At 62.0% G+C, this 19495-nt stretch carries 19 protein-coding genes, 1 tRNA gene and 1 riboswitch; of the genes, 16 read left to right on the top strand and 4 right to left on the bottom strand.

Going from position 1 to position 19495, the window contains the following annotated elements; translation table 11 throughout:
• Positions 1-81: 81 nt before the first annotated feature.
• Both istB and istA read right to left on the bottom strand, forming a co-directional pair.
• Positions 82-864 (bottom strand): IS21-like element ISBad1 family helper ATPase IstB, encoded by a 783-nt coding sequence (istB, locus tag BAD_RS04720; protein WP_011742684.1) that lies wholly within the window; start codon positions 862-864, stop codon positions 82-84.
• Positions 857-2320 (bottom strand): IS21-like element ISBad1 family transposase, encoded by a 1464-nt coding sequence (istA, locus tag BAD_RS04715; RefSeq protein ID WP_011742685.1) that lies wholly within the window; start codon positions 2318-2320, stop codon positions 857-859. Before istA ends, istB begins: the two co-directional genes overlap by 8 nt.
• A 182-nt stretch (positions 2321-2502) precedes the next feature.
• On the opposite strand from istA, the gene BAD_RS04710 reads away from it, so the two are divergent.
• Both BAD_RS04710 and BAD_RS04705 read left to right on the top strand, forming a co-directional pair.
• A complete protein-coding gene (locus tag BAD_RS04710) occupies positions 2503-3120 on the top strand; it encodes a hypothetical protein (RefSeq protein WP_041777316.1) in 618 nt (205 codons plus the stop codon).
• Positions 3121-3236: 116 nt separating this feature from the next.
• On the top strand, positions 3237-3707 hold the full coding sequence (locus tag BAD_RS04705; protein WP_143245772.1) for a hypothetical protein: 471 nt from the start codon (positions 3237-3239) through the stop codon (positions 3705-3707).
• 241 nt (positions 3708-3948) lie between these two features.
• Here BAD_RS04705 and BAD_RS04695 read toward each other — a convergent pair whose 3' ends face one another.
• A complete protein-coding gene (locus BAD_RS04695; RefSeq protein ID WP_143245377.1) occupies positions 3949-4878 on the bottom strand; it encodes a hypothetical protein in 930 nt (309 codons plus the stop codon).
• A gap of 15 nt (positions 4879-4893) precedes the next feature.
• On the opposite strand from BAD_RS04695, the gene BAD_RS08630 reads away from it, so the two are divergent.
• The 4 genes from BAD_RS08630 (at position 4894) to BAD_RS04680 (ending at position 7386) form a co-directional block, all read left to right on the top strand.
• Positions 4894-5109, top strand: a complete 216-nt coding sequence (locus tag BAD_RS08630) for a hypothetical protein (protein WP_050731452.1) — start codon at positions 4894-4896, stop codon at positions 5107-5109.
• A 33-nt stretch (positions 5110-5142) separates the two neighbouring features.
• Positions 5143-5703: a cysteine hydrolase gene (locus BAD_RS04690; RefSeq protein ID WP_041777314.1), complete on the top strand. Its 561-nt coding sequence runs from the start codon at positions 5143-5145 to the stop codon at positions 5701-5703.
• Between the two features lie 152 nt (positions 5704-5855).
• Positions 5856-5959: riboswitch (TPP riboswitch) on the top strand.
• Between the two features lie 31 nt (positions 5960-5990).
• Positions 5991-6605, top strand: a complete 615-nt coding sequence (locus BAD_RS04685) for an ECF transporter S component (protein WP_041777313.1) — start codon at positions 5991-5993, stop codon at positions 6603-6605.
• A 79-nt stretch (positions 6606-6684) separates the two neighbouring features.
• On the top strand, positions 6685-7386 hold the full coding sequence (locus tag BAD_RS04680) for a TenA family protein (RefSeq protein ID WP_021913372.1): 702 nt from the start codon (positions 6685-6687) through the stop codon (positions 7384-7386).
• 133 nt (positions 7387-7519) lie between these two features.
• On the opposite strand, the gene BAD_RS04675 is transcribed toward BAD_RS04680, so the two are convergent.
• On the bottom strand, positions 7520-8527 hold the full coding sequence (locus tag BAD_RS04675) for an aldo/keto reductase (protein ID WP_011743237.1): 1008 nt from the start codon (positions 8525-8527) through the stop codon (positions 7520-7522).
• A gap of 130 nt (positions 8528-8657) precedes the next feature.
• Here BAD_RS04675 and BAD_RS04670 point away from each other — a divergent pair, with 130 nt between their 5' ends.
• From BAD_RS04670 to leuS, 10 genes are all read left to right on the top strand, one after another.
• Positions 8658-9197 carry a DNA-deoxyinosine glycosylase gene (locus BAD_RS04670; protein ID WP_011743236.1) on the top strand — a complete coding sequence of 180 codons (540 nt, stop codon included), beginning with the start codon at positions 8658-8660 and terminating at the stop codon, positions 9195-9197.
• A gap of 134 nt (positions 9198-9331) precedes the next feature.
• On the top strand, positions 9332-10714 hold the full coding sequence (gene glmU, locus BAD_RS04665) for a bifunctional UDP-N-acetylglucosamine diphosphorylase/glucosamine-1-phosphate N-acetyltransferase GlmU (protein ID WP_011743235.1): 1383 nt from the start codon (positions 9332-9334) through the stop codon (positions 10712-10714).
• Between the two features lie 2 nt (positions 10715-10716).
• Complete coding sequence (gene rsfS, locus BAD_RS04660; protein WP_011743234.1) at positions 10717-11124, top strand: ribosome silencing factor; 408 nt, start codon at positions 10717-10719, stop codon at positions 11122-11124.
• 137 nt (positions 11125-11261) lie between these two features.
• Positions 11262-11993, top strand: coding sequence for a histidine phosphatase family protein (locus BAD_RS04655; RefSeq protein ID WP_003807037.1), 732 nt, complete (start codon positions 11262-11264; stop codon positions 11991-11993).
• A gap of 107 nt (positions 11994-12100) precedes the next feature.
• Complete coding sequence (locus BAD_RS04650) at positions 12101-13177, top strand: hypothetical protein (RefSeq protein WP_011743232.1); 1077 nt, start codon at positions 12101-12103, stop codon at positions 13175-13177.
• Positions 13178-13286: 109 nt separating this feature from the next.
• Positions 13287-13359: transfer RNA gene (locus BAD_RS04645), tRNA-Ala, on the top strand.
• Positions 13360-13465: 106 nt separating this feature from the next.
• Positions 13466-14302 carry a histidine phosphatase family protein gene (locus BAD_RS04640; protein ID WP_041777312.1) on the top strand — a complete coding sequence of 279 codons (837 nt, stop codon included), beginning with the start codon at positions 13466-13468 and terminating at the stop codon, positions 14300-14302.
• 213 nt (positions 14303-14515) lie between these two features.
• Positions 14516-15466, top strand: coding sequence for a magnesium transporter CorA family protein (locus BAD_RS04635; RefSeq protein WP_003807032.1), 951 nt, complete (start codon positions 14516-14518; stop codon positions 15464-15466).
• A 5-nt stretch (positions 15467-15471) separates the two neighbouring features.
• Positions 15472-16356: a transporter substrate-binding domain-containing protein gene (locus BAD_RS04630; RefSeq protein WP_011743230.1), complete on the top strand. Its 885-nt coding sequence runs from the start codon at positions 15472-15474 to the stop codon at positions 16354-16356.
• Positions 16357-16428: 72 nt separating this feature from the next.
• Positions 16429-19401 (top strand): leucine--tRNA ligase, encoded by a 2973-nt coding sequence (gene leuS, locus BAD_RS04625; RefSeq protein ID WP_011743229.1) that lies wholly within the window; start codon positions 16429-16431, stop codon positions 19399-19401.
• Positions 19402-19495 lie beyond the last annotated feature (94 nt).

The following is a 19495-nucleotide window of genomic DNA, read 5'->3' as shown; positions in this document are numbered from 1 at the left end:
TCGTCACCAGTTAATCTGAACACCATCGGCGTTCAAAATGGACACCGTCACCGGCGGCCGGGTTGGTTCCGCTCTTTTCGTTTATTTCATCAGGGAGTGGCTGTTGCGGTATGACTCGCCACGGAACCTGACGATCCTTCCGTGGTGCACGATGCGGTCGATGACCGCGGCGGCCATGTCGCCGTCTCCGAACACCTCGCCCCACCGTCCGAACTCCAGGTTCGTGGTGAACACCACGCTCCGCTTCTCGTAGGAATCCGCGACGACCTGGAACAGGAGCCTGGCCCCGTCGATGTCGATCGGCAGGTAGCCCAGCTCGTCGATGACCAGCAGCCTGGCGCGGCCTATCGCGCGCAGTTCCGCGTCGAGCCGGTTCTCGTCCCTCGCCCGCCGCAAACGCATCACCAGCGACGACGCGGTGAAGAACCTCACCGGCATGCCCCTCTCGCACGCCAGCATGCCCGTGGCGATCGCCATGTGCGTCTTGCCGCATCCCACGTCGCCGTAGAGCACGAGGTCCTCGGCCCGGTCCACGAAACCGAGGTCCATGAGCTGCTCGCGCCCCCAGTCGGCGGGGAACGACGCCATGCCCCAGTCGTATCCGTCGAAGCCCTTGACGCACGGGAATCCCGCGTTCCTGATCAGCCTGGCGCGCCTGGATTCCGTCCGGCTGGCGTTCTCGGCCCTGAACAGGTCGGCCAGCACGCCGAGCTGGCCGGGCGTGGCGCCCGCGACCACGGAACGCAGCACGCTCCTGGTCAACGGCAGCCCGCATGCGAGCTCCATGACCTCGTCCGGGGTGGACTTGCTCACGGTCCGCCCGCCCCTGCGTCCGCCCGCCGCGGCGTCCGTCGACTCACTCATCGCCGTCCTCCCTCATGAACCTGCTGTACGTGTCGAGCCTGGCCCTCGATTCGGGACCGTCGCCCTGCGCGATCCGCCTGGCCGTCTGGTCGATCGCGGCCCTGTCGGGCCTTCTGCCCGCGGCGACGATCTCGACGACGGCCATGACGGCCGCACGGAAGCCACTCACCACGGCCGCGTGGCGGATGTCGTCGACCAGCAGGCCGCGTTCGCGCGGCTCCATCCGGTCGAGCAGCACGCGCGTCTCCTCCGGGAAGTCGGAGCGTATGGGACTCTCGCCCCACGAACGCGGCTTGCGTGCGATGATGGCGAGCAGCGACAGCGGGTCCATCGCGGTGTCGGGGCTGCGCCCCCACCTGCGCTCCAACGTGACGATCGGCTCGCCGTCCATGGAACGCAGCTCGACCCGCAGGGCCCGCACGCCGGCCATGAGACGCATGGAATGCCATTTCGGGCCCGCGAGGTAGCGGTTCGAGTCGATCGTGACCGTTCCGGTCCTGTCGGCCTTCACCCCGCGCCAGTCGCACGCGTCGAACATGGACGGCGGCAGCGGGAGCATGTGGTCGAGGTCCGTCTCGAACAGGTCCCGGATCGGCACGTCCTCGCGGTAGTGGACGCCGCGCGCGATCTCGTCGCAGCGTTCCAACCACGCGTCCGTGAGCCGGTCCCATCCCTCCGCGGACGGCGTCGGCACCATCAGGTTGCGGCGCAGGAAACCGACCGCGTTCTCCGTGCTTCCCTTCTCCCAGCCGGAATAGGGGTTGCAGAACCTCGTCTCGAAGCCGTAGTGCGCGCAGAACAGCGAGAACAGCCTCGTCTGGGTGACGGTCCCGTCGGCCCTGCGGTGGCCGACCCCGGTGGCGTTGTCGAACACTAGCACGCGGGGGACCATGCCGGCATGGGAGAACACCTTGTTCAGACCATGGCACACGCATTCCGCGGTCTCTCCCGGCAGCGCGGCCACGTATCTCATGTTCGAGTACGGGAACGAGACCACCAGGAAATGCACGGTCCGTTCCACGCCGGCGACCACGGCCAGGGCCTGGCCGAAATCGACCTGCGCGCTGCCCGGCGCCCATTCCAGCTCACTGAACCCCTCGGCCTCGCCGCGGTGGCGTTGGCGCCAGCGCTTGACCCATCGCTGCACCGACGAATAACTGCCCTCGAAGCCGCATTCCTCCACGAGCCGCTCGTGTACGCGCCGGGCGGTGTGCCGCTGTTTGCGTGGCATGCGCCGGTCGGCCTCGAGCCATTCGTCGGCCTTGCGCGCGTACTCGCCCGCGACCAGGGAACGGCTCGCAGTTCCCCCGGTCGGCGGAACGGGCGAATAATCGCGGGTCGCGTACTTGACCACGGTCGTCCGCGAAACGCCCAGTTCCCTAGCTATCTGCGTATGCGTCAGGCCTTTCGTCTCGAGCTGCCTGATACTCTGTTGAATACGCACCGGTGTCGTCATTCCTTTCCTCCCGAGGACCATGTGTTGGTTGTTAGCACTCGGGAATCTATCAGGAACCGTACGGCACCGGCGCTTTTCTTCCGCCGATGCCATTTCCGTCCGCCGTCCGTGTCCAATATGAACGCTTATGCCGTTCAGATTTGGTGGTGACGCCGTACACGTTTATTTGACCATAAACACCGGTGTTCGCCGCCGCCTTCGGCTTCGAGGCCGCCGGATTGTACGGGGCGGCGCTCACCAGCGCGAGCCTCGCGTTCCTTGGCGGTGGTTCCCTCATAGCCGGTGGCGCGGGAATGGCCGGCGGGACGATGCTCATCGTCGGCGGCGGGGCCGTGTTGGGCGCGGCCGGCGGCGCGGGAATGTCCGCGGCGGCGTCGATGGCGATGGCCACGAATGGCGACTACGTGTTGGAGGAATGCGCGAAACTGACCGCGTTCTGCAAGGACGTGCTCGTCAAACGGTATGGCGACCTCGCGTCCGCGTATGGGATCAACGTCGCGCTCAACAGGCGGATAATCGAACTCGAGGCAAGAACCGAAGCGGTCAGACGCGGCATACGCGACGGTGGGGCGGACGGGGACGGCGACGGGAAGGCCAGTCCCAAAAAGATGCTCAAGATACTCAATCGCAGCCTTAAATACATGAAACGCGCCAACAAGGAGCTGGTGAAGGTCCTGAAGGACGCGGGAAGGAAAAGCCGGCAGCCACTACTCGATCCAAGCCCCAATGAAAGCAAGCAGGGGAGCGTGGACATCGAAAGCGAAGGGGAATCCGCATGCGGGACGGCATCCGACCTATGAGCAATCCCAGCCTTAAACGGACGGGGCATGACATGGAGATACGCGAAGAACGCGTGACGGTCATGCCTGACTTGCCATGCACCACTTCACCCGTCGGCCCGAGCGATAATGGGGGTATGACGGAGGAAATGGTAAGAGCCGGCGTCGGATTTGAGCCAATATGCGCGAGGGGCTATGGGTACACGGTCACGCTGTGTGATGGTGTGGTCACCATCGAACGCGGCGGAATCGTCGCGTCCATGTACGGGTTCGCGCGGACCGAGATACCGGTCGGCAGCATCGTGGACGTGGCACCCGGCAAGGCGACGGTCTTCGCGAACGGCCTGTTCTGCCTGTCCGTGCGCACGTTGGACGGAGATACGCCGATGCTGGGCAGCGCGTCCGAGTCCCGCAAGTCGCCGTACTGCGCGATCTACACGAAAAAGCAGGAGAAGGATTTCCGACGGCTGTGTGACGCGGTGGAATCGATGCTGTCCGTCGATCCTCTGCCGGTCGCGTACGACCAGACGCCGGAAAGCCTTTACATGCGACAGCTCGCGTCGATAGCGGAATCGAAACAGCATAGGAAGGAAATGGGGTCGAAATGAAATACGGTATGAGGAAGCCAAGTTGAAAAAAGAGCCTGTCGGCACGTACGAAAGGTCGCGCGACGCGTGCTGTCAAAAAGGCGCTGATTCCAGGATACGGCAAAAAGGGCATGGGCTGGCTGCATCCCAAGCGCAAGCTGTACAACACCGTCTACCGGAAGACCACTTTCAGCCTGTTTGACCTGTTCAAATAAGAAAACCGTGATGGATTTATTAGATTTGGCCGTGCATAGAGGCGCGTCTACTGGCACGCCGGGATGATTTCGCCATCTCTGTTGATGAAACGCGCCGGTGACAGAGGCTCGTCCGACTCCAAGCGGTCCAGATACGCGAAGATGCGTTCCGGCGGTTGCTCCATTCTTGAAGGGACGAATTGGAACGTGGCGGGACGAATCCGCATGTCAACTCCCTGTTTTGCGAGCGCTCCTGTCAGTCGTTCGATGGGGTTGGTTCTTATGCCTTGTTTGATGGTTTGTGTGAGTGAGTTTTTGCATTGTGCGACGTTTTGTTTCCAGTCGCGCATCTTATATCCGGTGATGTTTTCGTGCCATTCGTAGTTGTCGCCTTTTGAATGTAGCGTCCATCCGGGCCATAGTGCGTTGAATGGGTTGATGGCCCAGTCGTCTTCGTAGATGGACCACCATTTTATTGTTTTGTTTATGTAGTCGATGTGGATGCCTTTTTCGGGTTGTTTGTTGTGTGTTTGGAGGTTCCATTGCCAGGGTTTGCCTTCGTTGCAGCCTTGGATGACTTTGTTGACGAGCGTATGCATTTTGTTGGGGCCGAGTAGGGCTATGTTTTCGAGGTCGATGTAGTTTCCCCAAGTGATTGTTTTGTTGTTTTCTGTTGTGCAGGAGAATGCGTCGGTTTCGTTGGATATGGTCCATGGGGCCATATCCGATGCGGCGTCGAAGTCGCCGAGGTCTTTGAACGAATGATCGGTGTAGATGATGTCTGTGTCGGCTCCGGTGGCGCGTAATGTGCCGCGTGTGTCTTCGGGGGACCAGATTGCGGTCCATCCTGGCCATGTCAGTTCGATCAGGGCGTTGATGAGCCGGGGAAGGTAGCAGCCTTCGCTTTCTTCGGCCCAGACGATTCGTTTGGTGGTCATATCGATGAACAGGGTGCCTTCGAGCCATGGCGCGCTTTTCATCTCTTGGGGGGTATCCACGCCGTATGGGGCCTCGTGGTCAACACCGCCGCGAACTGGCTGACCTGGCAGGGCTACCTCCTCTTCCTGATCGGCGGCAAGGACGGCAGCTGGGCATCCGCCAACCTCGGCGTGATCGTGGCGCTGCTTGTCGGCCTGTTCGGCGCGTTGGCGTTCCAGCGTGGAGACATCGCCAAGCAGGAGGCCGACCTGCCGGCATCCGAAACGGCGGATGCCATCGAAGCCAAGTGACGAACGGCGCGATCGCACAGGAAGGAACATACGATGATCGCTGAAGATGAGTGGCTGGTCGTCATCGACCGTCAGAAAGTATTCGCCGAAAGCGAATGGTCCGCTTGGGCCTGCGCCGACGGAACCTACTACGACACCAACGAAGCGTTCGCAAAACTGGCCAAGGCGTTCGGCGACCGCGTGGTCTACACGCGCTACGTCGCGCCGATTCCGCCAAAGGACGCCTGGGTCGACTACTTCAAGGACTGGCCGCAGTTCCTGGTACCGCCGGACGACCCGATGTACGACCTGACCGACGAGACCGCCGCCCTCGCCGAAGGCCATCAGGTGGTGGACCGCACCACATTCGGCAAATGGGGACAACAGCTGATCGACGCGATCGGCGGAGCCAAGAAAATCACGGTCTGCGGCGTGGCCACCGACTGCTGCGTGCTCACCACCGTGCTCGCCGCGGCCGATAACGGCGTGGCCGTGCGCGTTCCGGCCGACGCCTGCGCCGGCAGCACCCCGGAGAACCAGGAACTGGCGCTCAACACGATGCGCTTGTTCGAACCGCTGATCACGGTAACCGACACGGCGTCGATCCTGGCATAGCCGACAGCGGCTTTCCCGCATATCGATGGGTTCCGTGTTTTTCCGAAGGCCCAGGACTTTCGGGAAAACACGGAACCCATTTTTCCATTTCACGAGACTTTTGGCCGACATGTGGAATACCAGCCTGGAAACGCGCCGAACCATGTAATATCGCTTGCGGACACGGGGGCCATTATGGCTGAGAGGAAGCGACCGCTTCAACCGTATGAACGTATACCGGATAATGCCGGCGCACGGACGTCTCTCTACTTCCCGTGCCTTTGCATAAGAGAAAGGCACATACCTTTATGACTGAAGAAAACCAGTCTTCCGCAGTTCGCAAACCCAACGTCAAATGGCGTGTGGTCGACATCGTCGTGGCCGCGATTGTTGCCGTCGCATCCGGCGTGATCTTCTGGGCCTGGGACTTCATCTACGCCGTCCCGACCGCCCTGTTCGACAGCCTCACCCCGGGACTGGGCGGACTCTTCCATTTCATGTGGCTGTTCGCCGGCCCGCTCGTGGCCATCATCATCCGCAAGCCCGGCGCGGCCTTCTTCGGCGAAACCATCGCCGCGGTCATCGAAACGCTGCTGGGCAATCCATTCGGCGTGACGCACGCACTGCTGATCGGCATGGCCCAAGGACTCGGCGCCGAAATCGGCTTCGCGGTCTTCGCATACCGCAAGTGGAACCTGCTCACCGTGACCCTGGCCGGCGCGTTGACCGGCCTATCCAATGGCCTGTACGAGTGGGTCGTCACCGCCGGCTGGTCGACACTGCAAGGCGTTGTGTTCACCGTCTGCTGCGTCATCTCCGGAGCCGTATTCGGCGGAGCGCTCATGTGGTTCGTACAGAAGGCGCTCGCCAAAACCGGTGTGCTCGACCGCTTCGAATCAGGCAAGGCCGACGTCGTGGCCTGAACCACGCAACTCACAATCCAACAACAAACACAGAAAACATGCCGGCCGTCCGCCGGCGTATCCAAGAAAAGAGAAAATCATGACCAACCACGTTCCAGAAGCAACGAAACCCGCCAGTGGAGACTACGCCTGGCTGGGCGCGGAAGCCGGCTCCGTCGCCGACCTCATGTACATGCTCAACACCGAGGACTGGTACGACGCCATCAACTCGCGTTTCGTCAGCGAGCTGCTTGACGACACCTTGCCGGAATCCATCCTCAAGGCGTACCTGATCCAGGATTTCAAGTTCTATAACAACGGCATGATGGCGCGTCTCATCAAACTCGCCCCACGTCAGGAGACCAAGGACATGCTCGCGGCGCAATCGCAGTGGTTCGCCGACAACGAGGCCACCTACTTCGAGCACTTCCTCGAGGCCTATCACGTCAGCCAGGAGGAATACGACGCGACCGAACCGACCCCGGCCAACAAGGAGTACGGCGCATACCTCGACAGCCTGTCCGACAAGAGCTGGCCGGAACTGATCACCGCGATCTGCTGCATGGAATGGCTGTACCTCGCATGGGCCAAGCGCACCGTCGACGCCGACGTCATCCAGCAGGTGCCGGCGCACAAGGGCTGGGTCGACCTGCATGAAGGCGCGCACTTCCGCAAGTGGGTCGGCGACCTCATCTCCCTGGTCAACGAATACTGCTCCATCGATGGTCCGGAAGCCGAAGTGTTCCGCACCATCGTGCATCTGGAGCGCCGCTTCTTCGACGACTCCTACCCGCAGGAGTGAGCCTGCGATCCACGACCGCATAAGCCATGAGCCGGGCGCGTACGATCGATGTCGTACGCGCCCGGCTCATTTGTTGCGGTTCCGTCCGGAGCCCGGCTTCCTCGTGCGCGGCTGCCGCGCGGGGGCGGCCCGGCTACAGTGAAATCTTGTCGATACGCCGGAGCTCCTCGTCGCTGAACGAAGTGTTTCTAAGCGCACCGATGTTGTCGATCAGCTGCTGTGGACGGGACGCTCCGACCAGCACCGAAGCCACCATGCCGTCGTGCAGCAGCCAAGCCAGCGACATTTCGGCGAGCGTCTGTCCACGCTCGGCGGCCAGATCGTTCAGGTCGCGAATCTGCTGAAGCCGTTCCGGCGTCAACGCGCTCTGCTGCAGGAATCGTCCGTCATGTGCGATTCTGCTGTCCGCCGGAACGCCGTTCAGATACCGGTTGGTCAACAGTCCCTGGGCGAGCGGGGAGAAAGTGATGAGTCCCTTGCCAAGACGGTGCGCGGTCTCCTTGAGCCCATTGCGTTCCACGGTGCGGTCGAAGATGTTGTAACGGTTCTGGTTGATGATGAACGGCACATGCATCTCATCCAAAATGGCGGTGGCCTTCTCGAGTGTGGGGCCATCATAATTGGACAGGCCCACATACAGCGCCTTGCCGCTGTTCACGGCCGTGGCGAGCGCGCCCATGGTCTCTTCGAGTGGTGTGGATGGATCCATGTGGTGGTGGTAGAAGATGTCCACGTAGTCGAGGTTGAGGCGTTTGAGGCTTTGGTCGAGTGAGGCGAGCAGGTATTTGCGGCTGCCGAGGTCGCCGTAGGGGCCGGTCCACATTTCGTAGCCGGCTTTGGTGCTGATGATGAGTTCGTCGCGGTGGTGGTGGAAGTATTCGTGCAGGAGTCGTCCGCAGTTTTTTTCGGCCGATCCGGGTTCGGGGCCGTAGTTGTTGGCCAGGTCGAAGTGGGTGATGCCGTTGTCGAATGCGGTGAACACGATGCGGCGCATGGTGTCGTATGGGGTGGTGTCGCCGAAGTTGTGCCAGAAGCCGAGGGATATGGCCGGCAGTTTGAGGCCGCTTTCGCCGGCATGGTTGTAGGTCATGCTGTCGTATCGGTTTGGCGATGGCGTATAGACGGTGGTCGGTTCGAGCATGTTTTCTCCTTTGAATATGCTGCTCATGTCGTATCCGCAATCAACATACACGTCCGTTTGTCGTGCCGCAACATTGCGCAATACAATAAGGCGCATCGCGGTATTCGATGCGGTGGTAGGAGAGTGGCCCATGCGTGTGGAACATGGATTCGGTCCGGTTTGGGATGCCGGATCGCGCGTGTTGGTGTTGGGTTCCGTGCCAAGTCCGAAGTCGCGTGAGATGCGGTTTTATTATGGTCATCCGCGCAATCGTTTCTGGCCGGTCATGGCGGCTGTTTTCCATGATGACGGTTGTCTGCGCGAGTGCCGGGACCCGGACCAGATTGTGGGGTTGCGTAGGGATTTCGCTTTGCGTCACCATATGGCGTTATGGGATGTGATTGAGTCGTGCGACATCGATGGAGCGAGCGATGCCAGTATCCGTAATGCGGTGCCCAATGATCTTTCCCCGATAATCATGCGATCGAAAATCGCCCATGTCTTCACCACTGGCGCGAAAGCCGCGCAACTGTACCGTAAGCTCTGCGTTCCGCTGCTTCGGGCGCATGGATTGGACGGCATGCCGATGACGCAGCTGCCATCCACCAGTCCGGCGAACGCCAAAGCCGACCTGCCCGGACTCGTCGAAGCGTACGGATGCGTCGCACGCTCCGTTTCGCAGGCGTCGTAAGGCGTTTCCGACGGCTGCGGCATTGTCCGAACCCTATTTATACAATCACGGTTGCGTTGAAATCCGAAGCGTCCTCCACTAATCCGTCTGGAATGGACGTTTCCCGCGAAAACCAGCAAAACGGAAGGCGAAAGATGGCACTGAGCGCCGCAATCATCCTTGCCGCGGGCGAAGGCACCCGCATGCGTTCCAACAAACCGAAGGTGCTGCACACCTTGGCCGGCAAAACGTTCCTGAACCGTGTCATGGACTCCGTGGCGGCCCTTGACCCCGATACGCTCGCCGTGGTGGTCCACTACCAGGCCGAACGCGTCGCCGAAGCCGCACGCTCCTACAACGAGCACGTCACCATCGTCGAACAGGACGACATCCCCGGAACCGGCCGCGCCGTGCAATGCGCGATGGCGCAGCTCACGCAGAAGGACGATCTGGACGGCGCCGTGCTGATCGCCGCATCCGACATGCCGCTGCTCGACACCGACACGCTCGACCAGCTGCTCGCCTTCCACGAGAAAAGCGGCAACGGCGCGACCGTGCTCACCACCATCCTCGACGATCCGACCGGCTACGGCCGCATCATCCGCGACAGCGAAGGCAACGTGCTGCGCATCGTCGAACAAAAGGACGCCAACAGCAGCGAACTCGCCGTACGCGAAGTGAACACCTCCGTATACGTGTTCGACGCCAAACTGCTCGCCGAAGCCATCGCCAACCTCAAATCCAACAACGCGCAGGGCGAATTCTACCTGACCGACGCGCTCGAAGCCGCCAAAGCCAATGGAGCCGTCGGCGCTTTCGCCGCCCCCGACCCGCTAAGCGTGGAAGGCGTCAACGACCGCGTGCAGCTCGCCGCGCTCGCCAAGGCGCACAACAAGCGCGTGTGCGAGCATTGGATGCGCGAAGGCGTCACCATCCTCGACCCGGACACCACGTGGATCGAGGACGACGTGCAGATCGCACGCGACGCGGTGATCCTGCCCGGCTGCTTCCTCCAAGGCCATACGGTGATCGGCGAAGCCGCCGAAGTCGGCCCGTACACCACGCTGATCGGCGCCACCATCGACGCCGAAGCGCATGTGGAACGCTCCCGCGTGCAGGAGACGCACATCGGCCGCGCGGCCAACATCGGCCCGTGGACGTATCTGCGTCCGGGCAACGAGCTCGGCGAGGGAAGCAAGGCCGGCGCGTTCGTGGAAATGAAGAAGGCGCACATCGGCAACGGCACGAAGGTGCCGCACCTGAGCTATGTCGGCGACGCCGACCTGGGCGAGCACACCAACATCGGCGGCGGCACCATCACCGCCAACTATGACGGCGTGCACAAGCACCACACCACCATCGGATCGAACGTGCACGTCGGCGCGGGCAACCTGTTCGTCGCCCCCGTCACCGTCGGCGACGGCGTCACCACCGGAGCCGGCTCCGTGGTCCGCCACGACGTCCCGTCCGACTCCATGGTCTATTCCGAAAACACGCAACACGTAGTAGAGGGCTGGAAGCCCGAATGGGAGCGCTGAACATGCCTGCATTGCAAGATTCCATCGACGCCATCCGCATCGCCGCAGCCGCGGCCGACCGCATGAAGGCCACCGACATCGTGGCGTTCGACGTTACCGAACCATTGGCCATCACCGACGCGATGCTCATCGCCAGCGCCTCGAACGAACGCCAGGTGCTCGCCGTCGCCGAGGAAATCGAGAAGGACCTGTACCTCAAGGCCGGCAAACGCCAGCCGCGCTCCCGCGAAGGCCTGACCGAAGGCCAGTGGGTGCTGCTCGACTACGGTGATTTCGTCATCCACGTCATGCACCAGGAATCCCGCGAATACTACCGTCTCGAACGGTTGTGGAAGGACTGCCCGAGCATCGATCTGCAGCTCGAACACGCCGAGGGCGAGCAGGAGCCGACGGCTTCCAGCGAAGCGTGATTTTTCATCCATCATCGAAACGTGCCTTCCCGAAAATCCTGCGGAAGGCACGTTTTGGTATGCGCCGTCCCAGCAATCCGAATACGACGGCAGACAGGCAATAAATCGGAAAGACAACCGGCAGATAGGGGAGAGGCATGCCCAGAAACGTCGAACTCGACCATGATGAGACCATGACGCCACACGTGCGTTCCATCACACTGGTGCGCCACGGACGCACCGCATACAACGCGCAGCACAGGCTGCAGGGACAGATCGACATTCCGCTCGACGAAGTGGGTATGTGGCAGGTTCGCCAGACCGCGTCCGCATTGCGTGAACTGTACGTGGACCGTCATCCCGAAGCGGCATGCCAGCTGGTCGTCTGCTCCGATCTCAAACGCGCGGCCGCCACCGCCCACGCGTTCGCCGACCCGCTCGGACTCGACGTGCATCCCGACGTCCGTGTGCGAGAACGCAGCTTCGGCGATTGGGAAGGCATCGCCGTCGAAGAGCTCGCCAAACGGTTCCCCGAGGATTATCTGTCATGGGCCCAGTTCCGCGGCGGCGAGCTCAAGTATGGCGCAGAACCGAAGCAGAACGTCGGCAGGCGTGGCGTCGAGGCGTTGAACGATTGGGCGTCGAAGGCCGGCTCCGATACCGACCTGTACGTGTTCTCGCATGGTGCCTGGATCTCGCAGACGTTGCAGACGCTGCTGGGATTGAGCGAAGTGCATGGCGATTTCGCCGACATTCTGTCGATGCGCAACGCGCATTGGGTGCGGCTGGCGCCGTTGGAACTACAGGGCGCGCTGCGGTGGCGTCTGGTCGACTACAACCATGGTCCGGCGATCGCCGACACCGAGCAGTGGGAGCATCCGCAGCTATAGCCGCCGACGAAAACGGGGGATGACGCGCGTCCCGTTCCCAAGTTTTTTCCAAGCTTTTCACAGAATCGCAAGTTTTTTCAAAGCGTAATCGGCTACCGTCATGCTCTGTGAAGAATTTTTTCAAGGGCATATCGTTTTCATCGATTTTCGCGGGCGCGCTTGCCGCGGTGACCTCGTTCCTGCTGTCCGCAAAAATCGGCATCGCGGGATCGGTGATTGGCGTCGCCGCCGGTTCCATCGTCTCGGCCGTTGCGACGCAGGTGTACAAGAACGTGCTCAAGGCGTCGGGGGAGAAGCTGCAAAACGCCGTACCGTTCGTGACCAACGACAAGGACGGTACGGACGGTGCCGGCAAGAGCGGCGATGACGCCACCACGGTGATCGCTCCCGCCGAATCCGAGGGCGAGCAGACCAAGACGCTGTCCGCGGAGGAATCCGATGAGACCACGGTCATGACGTCCGTGGACGGGGATACGACCGCGGCGATGCCCGCAACGTCAGGCCGTGTCATTTCCTCCACGCAGGCCGGAGGACGCGAATCGAACATGCTTCCGGACAATGCCGGCGGAAGTATCCAGCATGCTGGACGCCGGGCGTCGTTTGACGCTTGGCTGCATGGCAAGCGTGCGCCGATCGTCATCGCGATCGTCAGCGCGCTTATCGGCGTGGCCGTGAGCGCCGGACTGATCCTCGCGTTCACGGGCGGACATGGAACCGATACCGTGGTGCGTGACATGGTCAACAGCAAGCAGACGCCGTCGGATGACAATGCCGGCGATTCCACCTACGGCAGCGGAAACAACGGCACGCAGGACAATATGCAGAACCAGTCCGGCACGACGGACACCGATAAGGATTCCACCACGAACTCCGACAGGAACAACGGCAAGGACACCGGGAAGAAGACGGATTCCACAACCGGCGGCACCGGAACGTCCACCGACGGCTCGGACTCGTCCACCGACACCGGAGACGATTCGAACAAGACGGATTCGTCCACGGACTCCACTACGCCATCCGACGGATCGACGTCAGGCACCAACAATTCGGGACAGTCGGGTACGGGGACGACCACCACGCCGAATGGTTCGGCATCCACGAACCAGAATCCGACGCCGAACGGTTCGAATCCCAATGGCACGTCATCCGGCACGTCAGGCAATGGGACGGACACTTCGAAATAGCCTATGAGGCATGTGTCCGGGGCTTTCCTCGACCACGTGCCCGACACGCCGCGAATTGCATGATTCTGCTCTGTGTTGTATCTTATACAAGGTTTGCAGAGCAGATATTGGGGCTATGGCGCAGCTGGTAGCGCATCTCCATGGCATGGAGAGGGTCAGGGGTTCGAATCCCCTTAGCTCCACGATTGGAAGGCTTCCGGAGAGATTCGGAAGCCTTTTTCTTTACCGTTTCCCGTCGGCTTCCGGGCAATCCGCTGATCGGATGCGAAAACCAAGAAAGCGAGAACCATGATCGACGAAGTACTGTTCCTGCGCCACGGACGCACCGCATACAATCTCGCCAGACGGCTGCAAGGACAAATCGACATTCCCCTCGACATCGTCGGACGGTGGCAGGCGGACCAAAGCGCGTACGAACTCGCCAAAACCTACTATTGGGCGAAAGTCGCGCATCTCGCCGAACATAACGACCAGCTCGCGCAACCCACGTATGAAGGCGCGCATCTCGCAGACATCAGCGAAATCAACAACGCGCCCGCCACGGCCCGCCGCATGCTCGTCGTCTCATCGGATCTGTTCCGCGCGCAGCAGACCGCGCACGCCTTCGCCGACCTCATGGGGCTGGACGTGGAACTCGACCCGCGTCTGCGCGAACGCAGCTTCGGCGAATGGGAGGGCATGACCCGCGAGGAGATCTGCGAGCATTACGCCGACGACTACCATTCCTGGCGCGCCCACACGGGAGGCGAAACCAAGCATGGCGTGGAAAGCCGCATCCATACGGGCCGACGCGGCGCGGAAGCCGTGCGCGACATCGTCGCCAAACACCATGACGAGACAATGCCTACCACATTGCTTCTCGTCGGCCACGGCTCATGGATCGTGGCCACCGTGGCGGTGCTGCTCGACATGGACCCCGACGATCTCAACAACGTCGGCGCGATGCGCAACGCCTTCTGGACGCGCATGACCCCGCACACCGACCCCAGGAACGCGGACCGTCCCACTTGGAAGCTTGAGGAATTCAACCAAGGCCCCGCCATCGCATCATTCGCCGACTGGGAGAACGGTCCCGAATCGTTGCGCGCGCCCGGCATGCCGCTGTGGAAGCCGATCATCCAATAAGCATCCAATACACGGCGCCGAAAACATCATCCAAAGTGAACTCTTGATGGAATCACCGCCGTCCGTACGGCAAATTCTCACGGTGGGACTATCCTTAATGAGGTTGTTTGCCCGACCATGCGGCGAGCCGGGAATCCGGCGATCGTTCCGCATGCGGATCGGGCTTCCGTACAGCGATAGAACGTTGGAAAGCGCGAAAGGCGGGTGAGAGACATGTTGAGAATGTTCAGAACGATTAACGGCCAGGTGGAGCAAATCCAAAAACCGGAGAACGGCTCCTGGTTATGTCTCTCGGCGCCCACCGACGTGGAGCTCGCCAACGTGTCCATGGAAACCGGCATCGACCTGGCCGACCTGCGCGCCCCTCTGGATGACGAGGAACGCTCGCGCGTCGACGTCGAGGACGACTACACGATGATCATCGTGGACATTCCTACCGTGGAGGAACGCGGCGGCCGCGACTGGTACGAGACCATCCCGTTGTCGATCATCATCACCCAGTCCGCCATCATCACCGTCTGCATGCAGGACACGCCCGTGCTGCACCCGTTCATGGAAGGCACCATCCGCGGCTTCAACACATACATGAAGACCCGGTTCATCCTGCAGATCCTGTACCGCAACGCCACCATGTACCTGCGTTACCTGCGCATCATCGACCGCGAAAGCGACAAGCTCGAACTGAAGCTGCGCCACTCCATGCAGAACCGAGAGATCCTCATGCTGCTGGAACTGAGCAAGACATTGGTCTACTTCACCACATCCCTCAAATCGAACGAAATCGTCATGGAGAAGCTGACCACGCTGCCGAGGCTCAAGCAGTATCCGGAGGATGAGGACCTGCTCGACGACGTCATCACGGAAAACAAGCAGGCAATCGAGATGGCCAACATCTACAGCGGCGTTCTCGCCAACATGACCGACGCGTTCGCATCGATCGTGTCGAACAACCTGAACAACGTGATGCGCATCTTCACCATCATCTCCATCACCCTGTCGATTCCGACCCTGATCTTCTCCATGTACGGCATGAACTTCCAGGAAGGCATGCTCGGCATGCCCCTCACGGACAAGCCATGGGGCTTCGCGGTGATCATCGGCATCTCACTGGTCCTTTCGGCGATCGTCACCTGGTTCCTCACCCGGTCGCGCATGTTCAAGTGACGTCCATGATGGGAAAAGCGCGATACGTGGCCGCGGCGGCATGCGCGGCATTACTTGCGGCCGGCGCCGGCGCGTGCGGCACATCGGTTTCCGTGGTGACCGAAGGCGCGGCGCAGGGGCCGACAATCGCGATAGGAGTGGCCGCCGACCAGCCGGGGCTTGGATACCTGCATGGAGGCGAATACTCCGGTTTCGACATCGACGTGGCCAAATACGTGGCGAAAACCCTCGGATACGCGGAAAAGCAGATCGTGTTCAAACAGCTGTCCCCGGCCATGCGAGCCTCCGCGCTCACCGACGGCACGGTGGACATGGTCGTGGATTCCTTCTCCATGGACGGGACCCACGATGGTGAGGCCGACGTCGCCGGACCATATCTGACGGTCCGGGAGGCGCTGCTCGTCCGCTCCGACAGCGCATCCGAAATCACCGGGACCGACAGCCTGTCCGATAAAACCGTATGCGCGGTCGCTGGAAGCGCGGCGGACGACAACATCCGCAACCGCACGAAAAACACCCGCACGACGGTGGCGGAACGCGACACGTATCCGCAATGCATGACGGCGCTGATGATCGGCGAGGCCGACGCCGTCGCCGCCGACGACGCGATCTCGGCCGGACTGGCGTCGAACAACACAGGCGACCATCTGAAGATCGTCGACGTTCCCGACACCACCTGGTCCTACGGCATCGCCGTCAAATCAGGACAGGACGAGCTGGTCGGGCAAATCGACGCCGCATTGCGCGCCATGGTCAAGGACGGCTCGTGGCAGAAGGCCGCGGCCGACATGGGCAAGTCGATCGGATACACGCCCGACGCGTCCATGAATCCGCCGAAGGCAACGGCCAAGGCCCCGTCCTCCGGCGCGTCCGCGGCATCGGAAAAATAACGGCGGCGCACGTGCCTGAATAGTGGTTGATTCCTTGCGAAGTGTCCAGTTGCGCGGCTAATTTCATGCACTATGAGTGACACTGAGAAAAGCGCGCAGGCGCAACCGAACGAATCCGCCGAACCGTCGTTCCGCTACAACGCGAAGCTGGCGCAGGGCATCGAAGAGAAATGGCAGAAGATCTGGGATGACGAAGGCACCTTCTGGGCCGCCAACGTCAACGGCGACCTGAAGGACGGCAAGGGCCATAACGCAGAAGGCCGCCCGTCCTACTTCGCGATGGACATGTTCCCGTACCCGTCCGGCAAGGGCCTGCACGTCGGCCACCCGCTGGGCTACCTCGCCACCGACGTGGTCAGCCGCTACCACCGCATGAAGGGTGAGAACGTGCTGCACGCCATGGGCTACGACGCCTTCGGCCTGCCGGCCGAGCAGTATGCCGTGCAGACCGGCCAGCATCCGCGCATCACCACCGAACAGAACATCGCCAACATGCGCCGCCAGCTGCACCGCATGGGCCTGAGCTTCGACAACCGTCGTTCCTTCGCCACCATCGACCCCGGCTACGTGCGTTGGACCCAGTGGATCTTCTCCCGCATCTACGACGCCTGGTACGACGAGGACGCCACCAACCCGTCCGGCTCCAGGGGCTGCGCCCGCCCGATCAGCACGCTCGTCGAACAGTTCGAATCCGGCAAGCGCGCCATCCCGGGCTTCGAAGGCAAGGCCTGGGCCGACCTGAGCGAAGCCGAGCAGGCCGACGTGCTCAACGACTTCCGTCTGGCCTACATTTCCAAGTCCCCGGTCAACTGGTGCCCAGGCCTGGGCACCGTGCTCGCCAACGAGGAGGTCACCGCCGAAGGCAAGTCCGAACGCGGCAACTTCCCGGTGTTCCAGCGCGAACTGCGTCAGTGGTCCATGCGCATCACCGCATACGGCCACCGTCTGATCGAAGACCTCGACACCATCGACTGGCCTGAGAAGGTCAAGCTCATGCAGCGCAACTGGATCGGCGAATCCCACGGCGCTTCCGTGCATTTCGACGTCGAGACCCCGAACGGCGTCAAGGACATGGAGATCTACACCACCCGTCCCGACACCCTCTTCGGCACCACCTTCGCAGTCGTCTCCCCGGAACACCACCTGCTTGAGGACGTGCCTGCCGAATGGCCGGCGGAAACCCCCGAGGATTGGAAGGGCGGCTACGCCACCCCGGTCGAGGCCGTGAAGGCGTACCGTCTGGCCGCCGAAGCCAAGACCGCCAAGGACCGCGTGGACGAGGCGGGCGAGAAGACCGGCCTGTTCACCGGCCTGTACGCCATCAACCCGATCACCGGCGCTAAGCTGCCGCTGTTCACCGCCGACTATGTGCTCATGGACTACGGCACCGGCGCGATCATGGCAGTGCCGGGCGGCGATCAGCGCGATTACGATTTCGCCGTCAAGTTCGGCCTGCCGGTCATCTACACCGTCAAGCCGCTGCCGGAATCCGGCGACGACCTCGCCAACTATGAGGGCAAGGCGCCGTTCGTCTCCCATGACGGCATCGTCATCAACTCCTCCATCGACGCGACCAAGGCCAAGGGCGATTCCCTAAGCCTCGACGGCCTGCGCGTGGACGAGGCCATCGACAAGGTCAACGCCTGGCTCGAATCCGCCGGCGTCGGCAAGGGCACCGTCAGCTACCGTCTACGCGACTGGCTGTTCAGCCGCCAGCGCTACTGGGGCGAGCCGTTCCCGATCGTCTACGGCGAGGACGGCACTCCGCACCTGCTTCCCGACGAGCAGCTGCCGATCAACCTGCCGGACGTGCCGGACTACAGTCCGAAGACCTTCGACCCGGAGGACGCCGAATCCGACCCGGAGGCTCCGCTGAGCCGCAACGAGGACTGGGTCAAGGTCGAGCTCGACCTGGGCGACGGCAAGAAGACCTACTACCGCGACACCAACACCATGCCGAACTGGGCCGGCTCCTGCTGGTACTACATGCGTTACCTCGACCCGACCGACACCAAGCACATGGTGGAGAAGGACGAGTTCGACTACTGGATGGGTCCGGACCACAACAAGACCGCCGGCAAGTCCGGCGGCGTGGACTTGTACATCGGCGGCGTCGAACACGCCGTGCTGCACCTGCTGTACTCCCGCTTCTGGCACAAGGTGCTGTTCGACCTCGGCTACGTCGACTCCATGGAACCGTTCCACAAGCTGTTCAACCAGGGCATGATCCAGGCATACGCCTACACCGACGACCGCGGCCAGTACGTGCCGGCCGCCGAAGTGGTGGAAGGTCCCGCCGACGCCAACGGCGAGCCGACGTTCACATGGAACGGCCAGCATGCCAACCGCGAGTTCGGCAAGATGGGCAAGAGCCTGAAGAACATCATCACGCCTGACGACATGTATGAGAACTACGGCGCGGACACCTTCCGCCTGTACGAGATGGGCATGGGCCCGCTGGCCGAATCCCGTCCATGGAACACCCGCAACGTGGTCGGCTCCATGCGTTTCCTGCAGCGCCTGTGGCGTAACGTCATCGACGAGACCACCGGCGAGGTGCGCGTCACCGACGGCGAGCTTGACACGAAGACGCTGAAGCTGCTTAACAACACGATCGCCGACGTGACCGTCGAGATGGAGGCCATGCGTCCGAACACGGCCATCGCCAAGCTCATCGTGCTCAACAACCATCTGACCAGCCTCGACGCCGTGCCGCGCGCCGCCGTCGAACCGCTGATCCTGATGCTCTCTCCGATCGCCCCGCACATCTGCGAGGAACTGTGGAGCAAGCTCGGCCACACCGAATCCCTGGCGCACGCCGACTGGCCGAAGGCCGACGAACGTTACGTCGGACAGGATTCCGTCACCGCGGTCGTGCAGATCAAGGGCAAGGTGCGCGCCAAGCTCGAGGTCTCCCCGGACATCGATCCGAAGGAGCTGGAGAAGATGGCGCTCGAAGCCGTCGCCGACCGACTGGGCGGCAAGGAGCCACGCAAGGTCATCGTCAAGGCTCCGAAGATCGTCTCCATCGTTCCCGCGGAATGATCTTCTGACGAGACGGCCCGCATAAGAGGACGCGGGTTCTTCCGCACCATGGCGACACGCCAGGAATGTGGATAACCCGCGTTCTCCGACCACA

The sequence above is a fragment of the Bifidobacterium adolescentis ATCC 15703 genome (genome assembly GCF_000010425.1).
GTDB lineage: Bacteria > Actinomycetota > Actinomycetes > Actinomycetales > Bifidobacteriaceae > Bifidobacterium > Bifidobacterium adolescentis.
The sequence above is the reverse complement of the archived record's forward strand: the minus strand, read 5'-3'. Positions and strand labels throughout refer to the sequence as shown.

Coding starts and splice junctions, on each gene's coding strand:
- BAD_RS04690 (WP_041777314.1), top strand. CDS start 5,143: ATGATCGCTGAAGATGAGTGGCTGGTCGTCATCGACCGTCAGAAAGTA.
- BAD_RS04655 (WP_003807037.1), top strand. CDS start 11,262: ATGCCCAGAAACGTCGAACTCGACCATGATGAGACCATGACGCCACAC.
- BAD_RS04630 (WP_011743230.1), top strand. CDS start 15,472: ATGATGGGAAAAGCGCGATACGTGGCCGCGGCGGCATGCGCGGCATTA.
- BAD_RS04685 (WP_041777313.1), top strand. CDS start 5,991: ATGACTGAAGAAAACCAGTCTTCCGCAGTTCGCAAACCCAACGTCAAA.
- BAD_RS04635 (WP_003807032.1), top strand. CDS start 14,516: ATGTTGAGAATGTTCAGAACGATTAACGGCCAGGTGGAGCAAATCCAA.
- BAD_RS04680 (WP_021913372.1), top strand. CDS start 6,685: ATGACCAACCACGTTCCAGAAGCAACGAAACCCGCCAGTGGAGACTAC.
- istB (WP_011742684.1), bottom strand. CDS start 864: ATGAGTGAGTCGACGGACGCCGCGGCGGGCGGACGCAGGGGCGGGCGG.
- rsfS (WP_011743234.1), top strand. CDS start 10,717: ATGCCTGCATTGCAAGATTCCATCGACGCCATCCGCATCGCCGCAGCC.
- istA (WP_011742685.1), bottom strand. CDS start 2,320: ATGACGACACCGGTGCGTATTCAACAGAGTATCAGGCAGCTCGAGACG.
- BAD_RS04640 (WP_041777312.1), top strand. CDS start 13,466: ATGATCGACGAAGTACTGTTCCTGCGCCACGGACGCACCGCATACAAT.
- BAD_RS04705 (WP_143245772.1), top strand. CDS start 3,237: ATGACGGAGGAAATGGTAAGAGCCGGCGTCGGATTTGAGCCAATATGC.
- glmU (WP_011743235.1), top strand. CDS start 9,332: ATGGCACTGAGCGCCGCAATCATCCTTGCCGCGGGCGAAGGCACCCGC.
- leuS (WP_011743229.1), top strand. CDS start 16,429: ATGAGTGACACTGAGAAAAGCGCGCAGGCGCAACCGAACGAATCCGCC.
- BAD_RS04675 (WP_011743237.1), bottom strand. CDS start 8,527: ATGCTCGAACCGACCACCGTCTATACGCCATCGCCAAACCGATACGAC.
- BAD_RS04670 (WP_011743236.1), top strand. CDS start 8,658: ATGCGTGTGGAACATGGATTCGGTCCGGTTTGGGATGCCGGATCGCGC.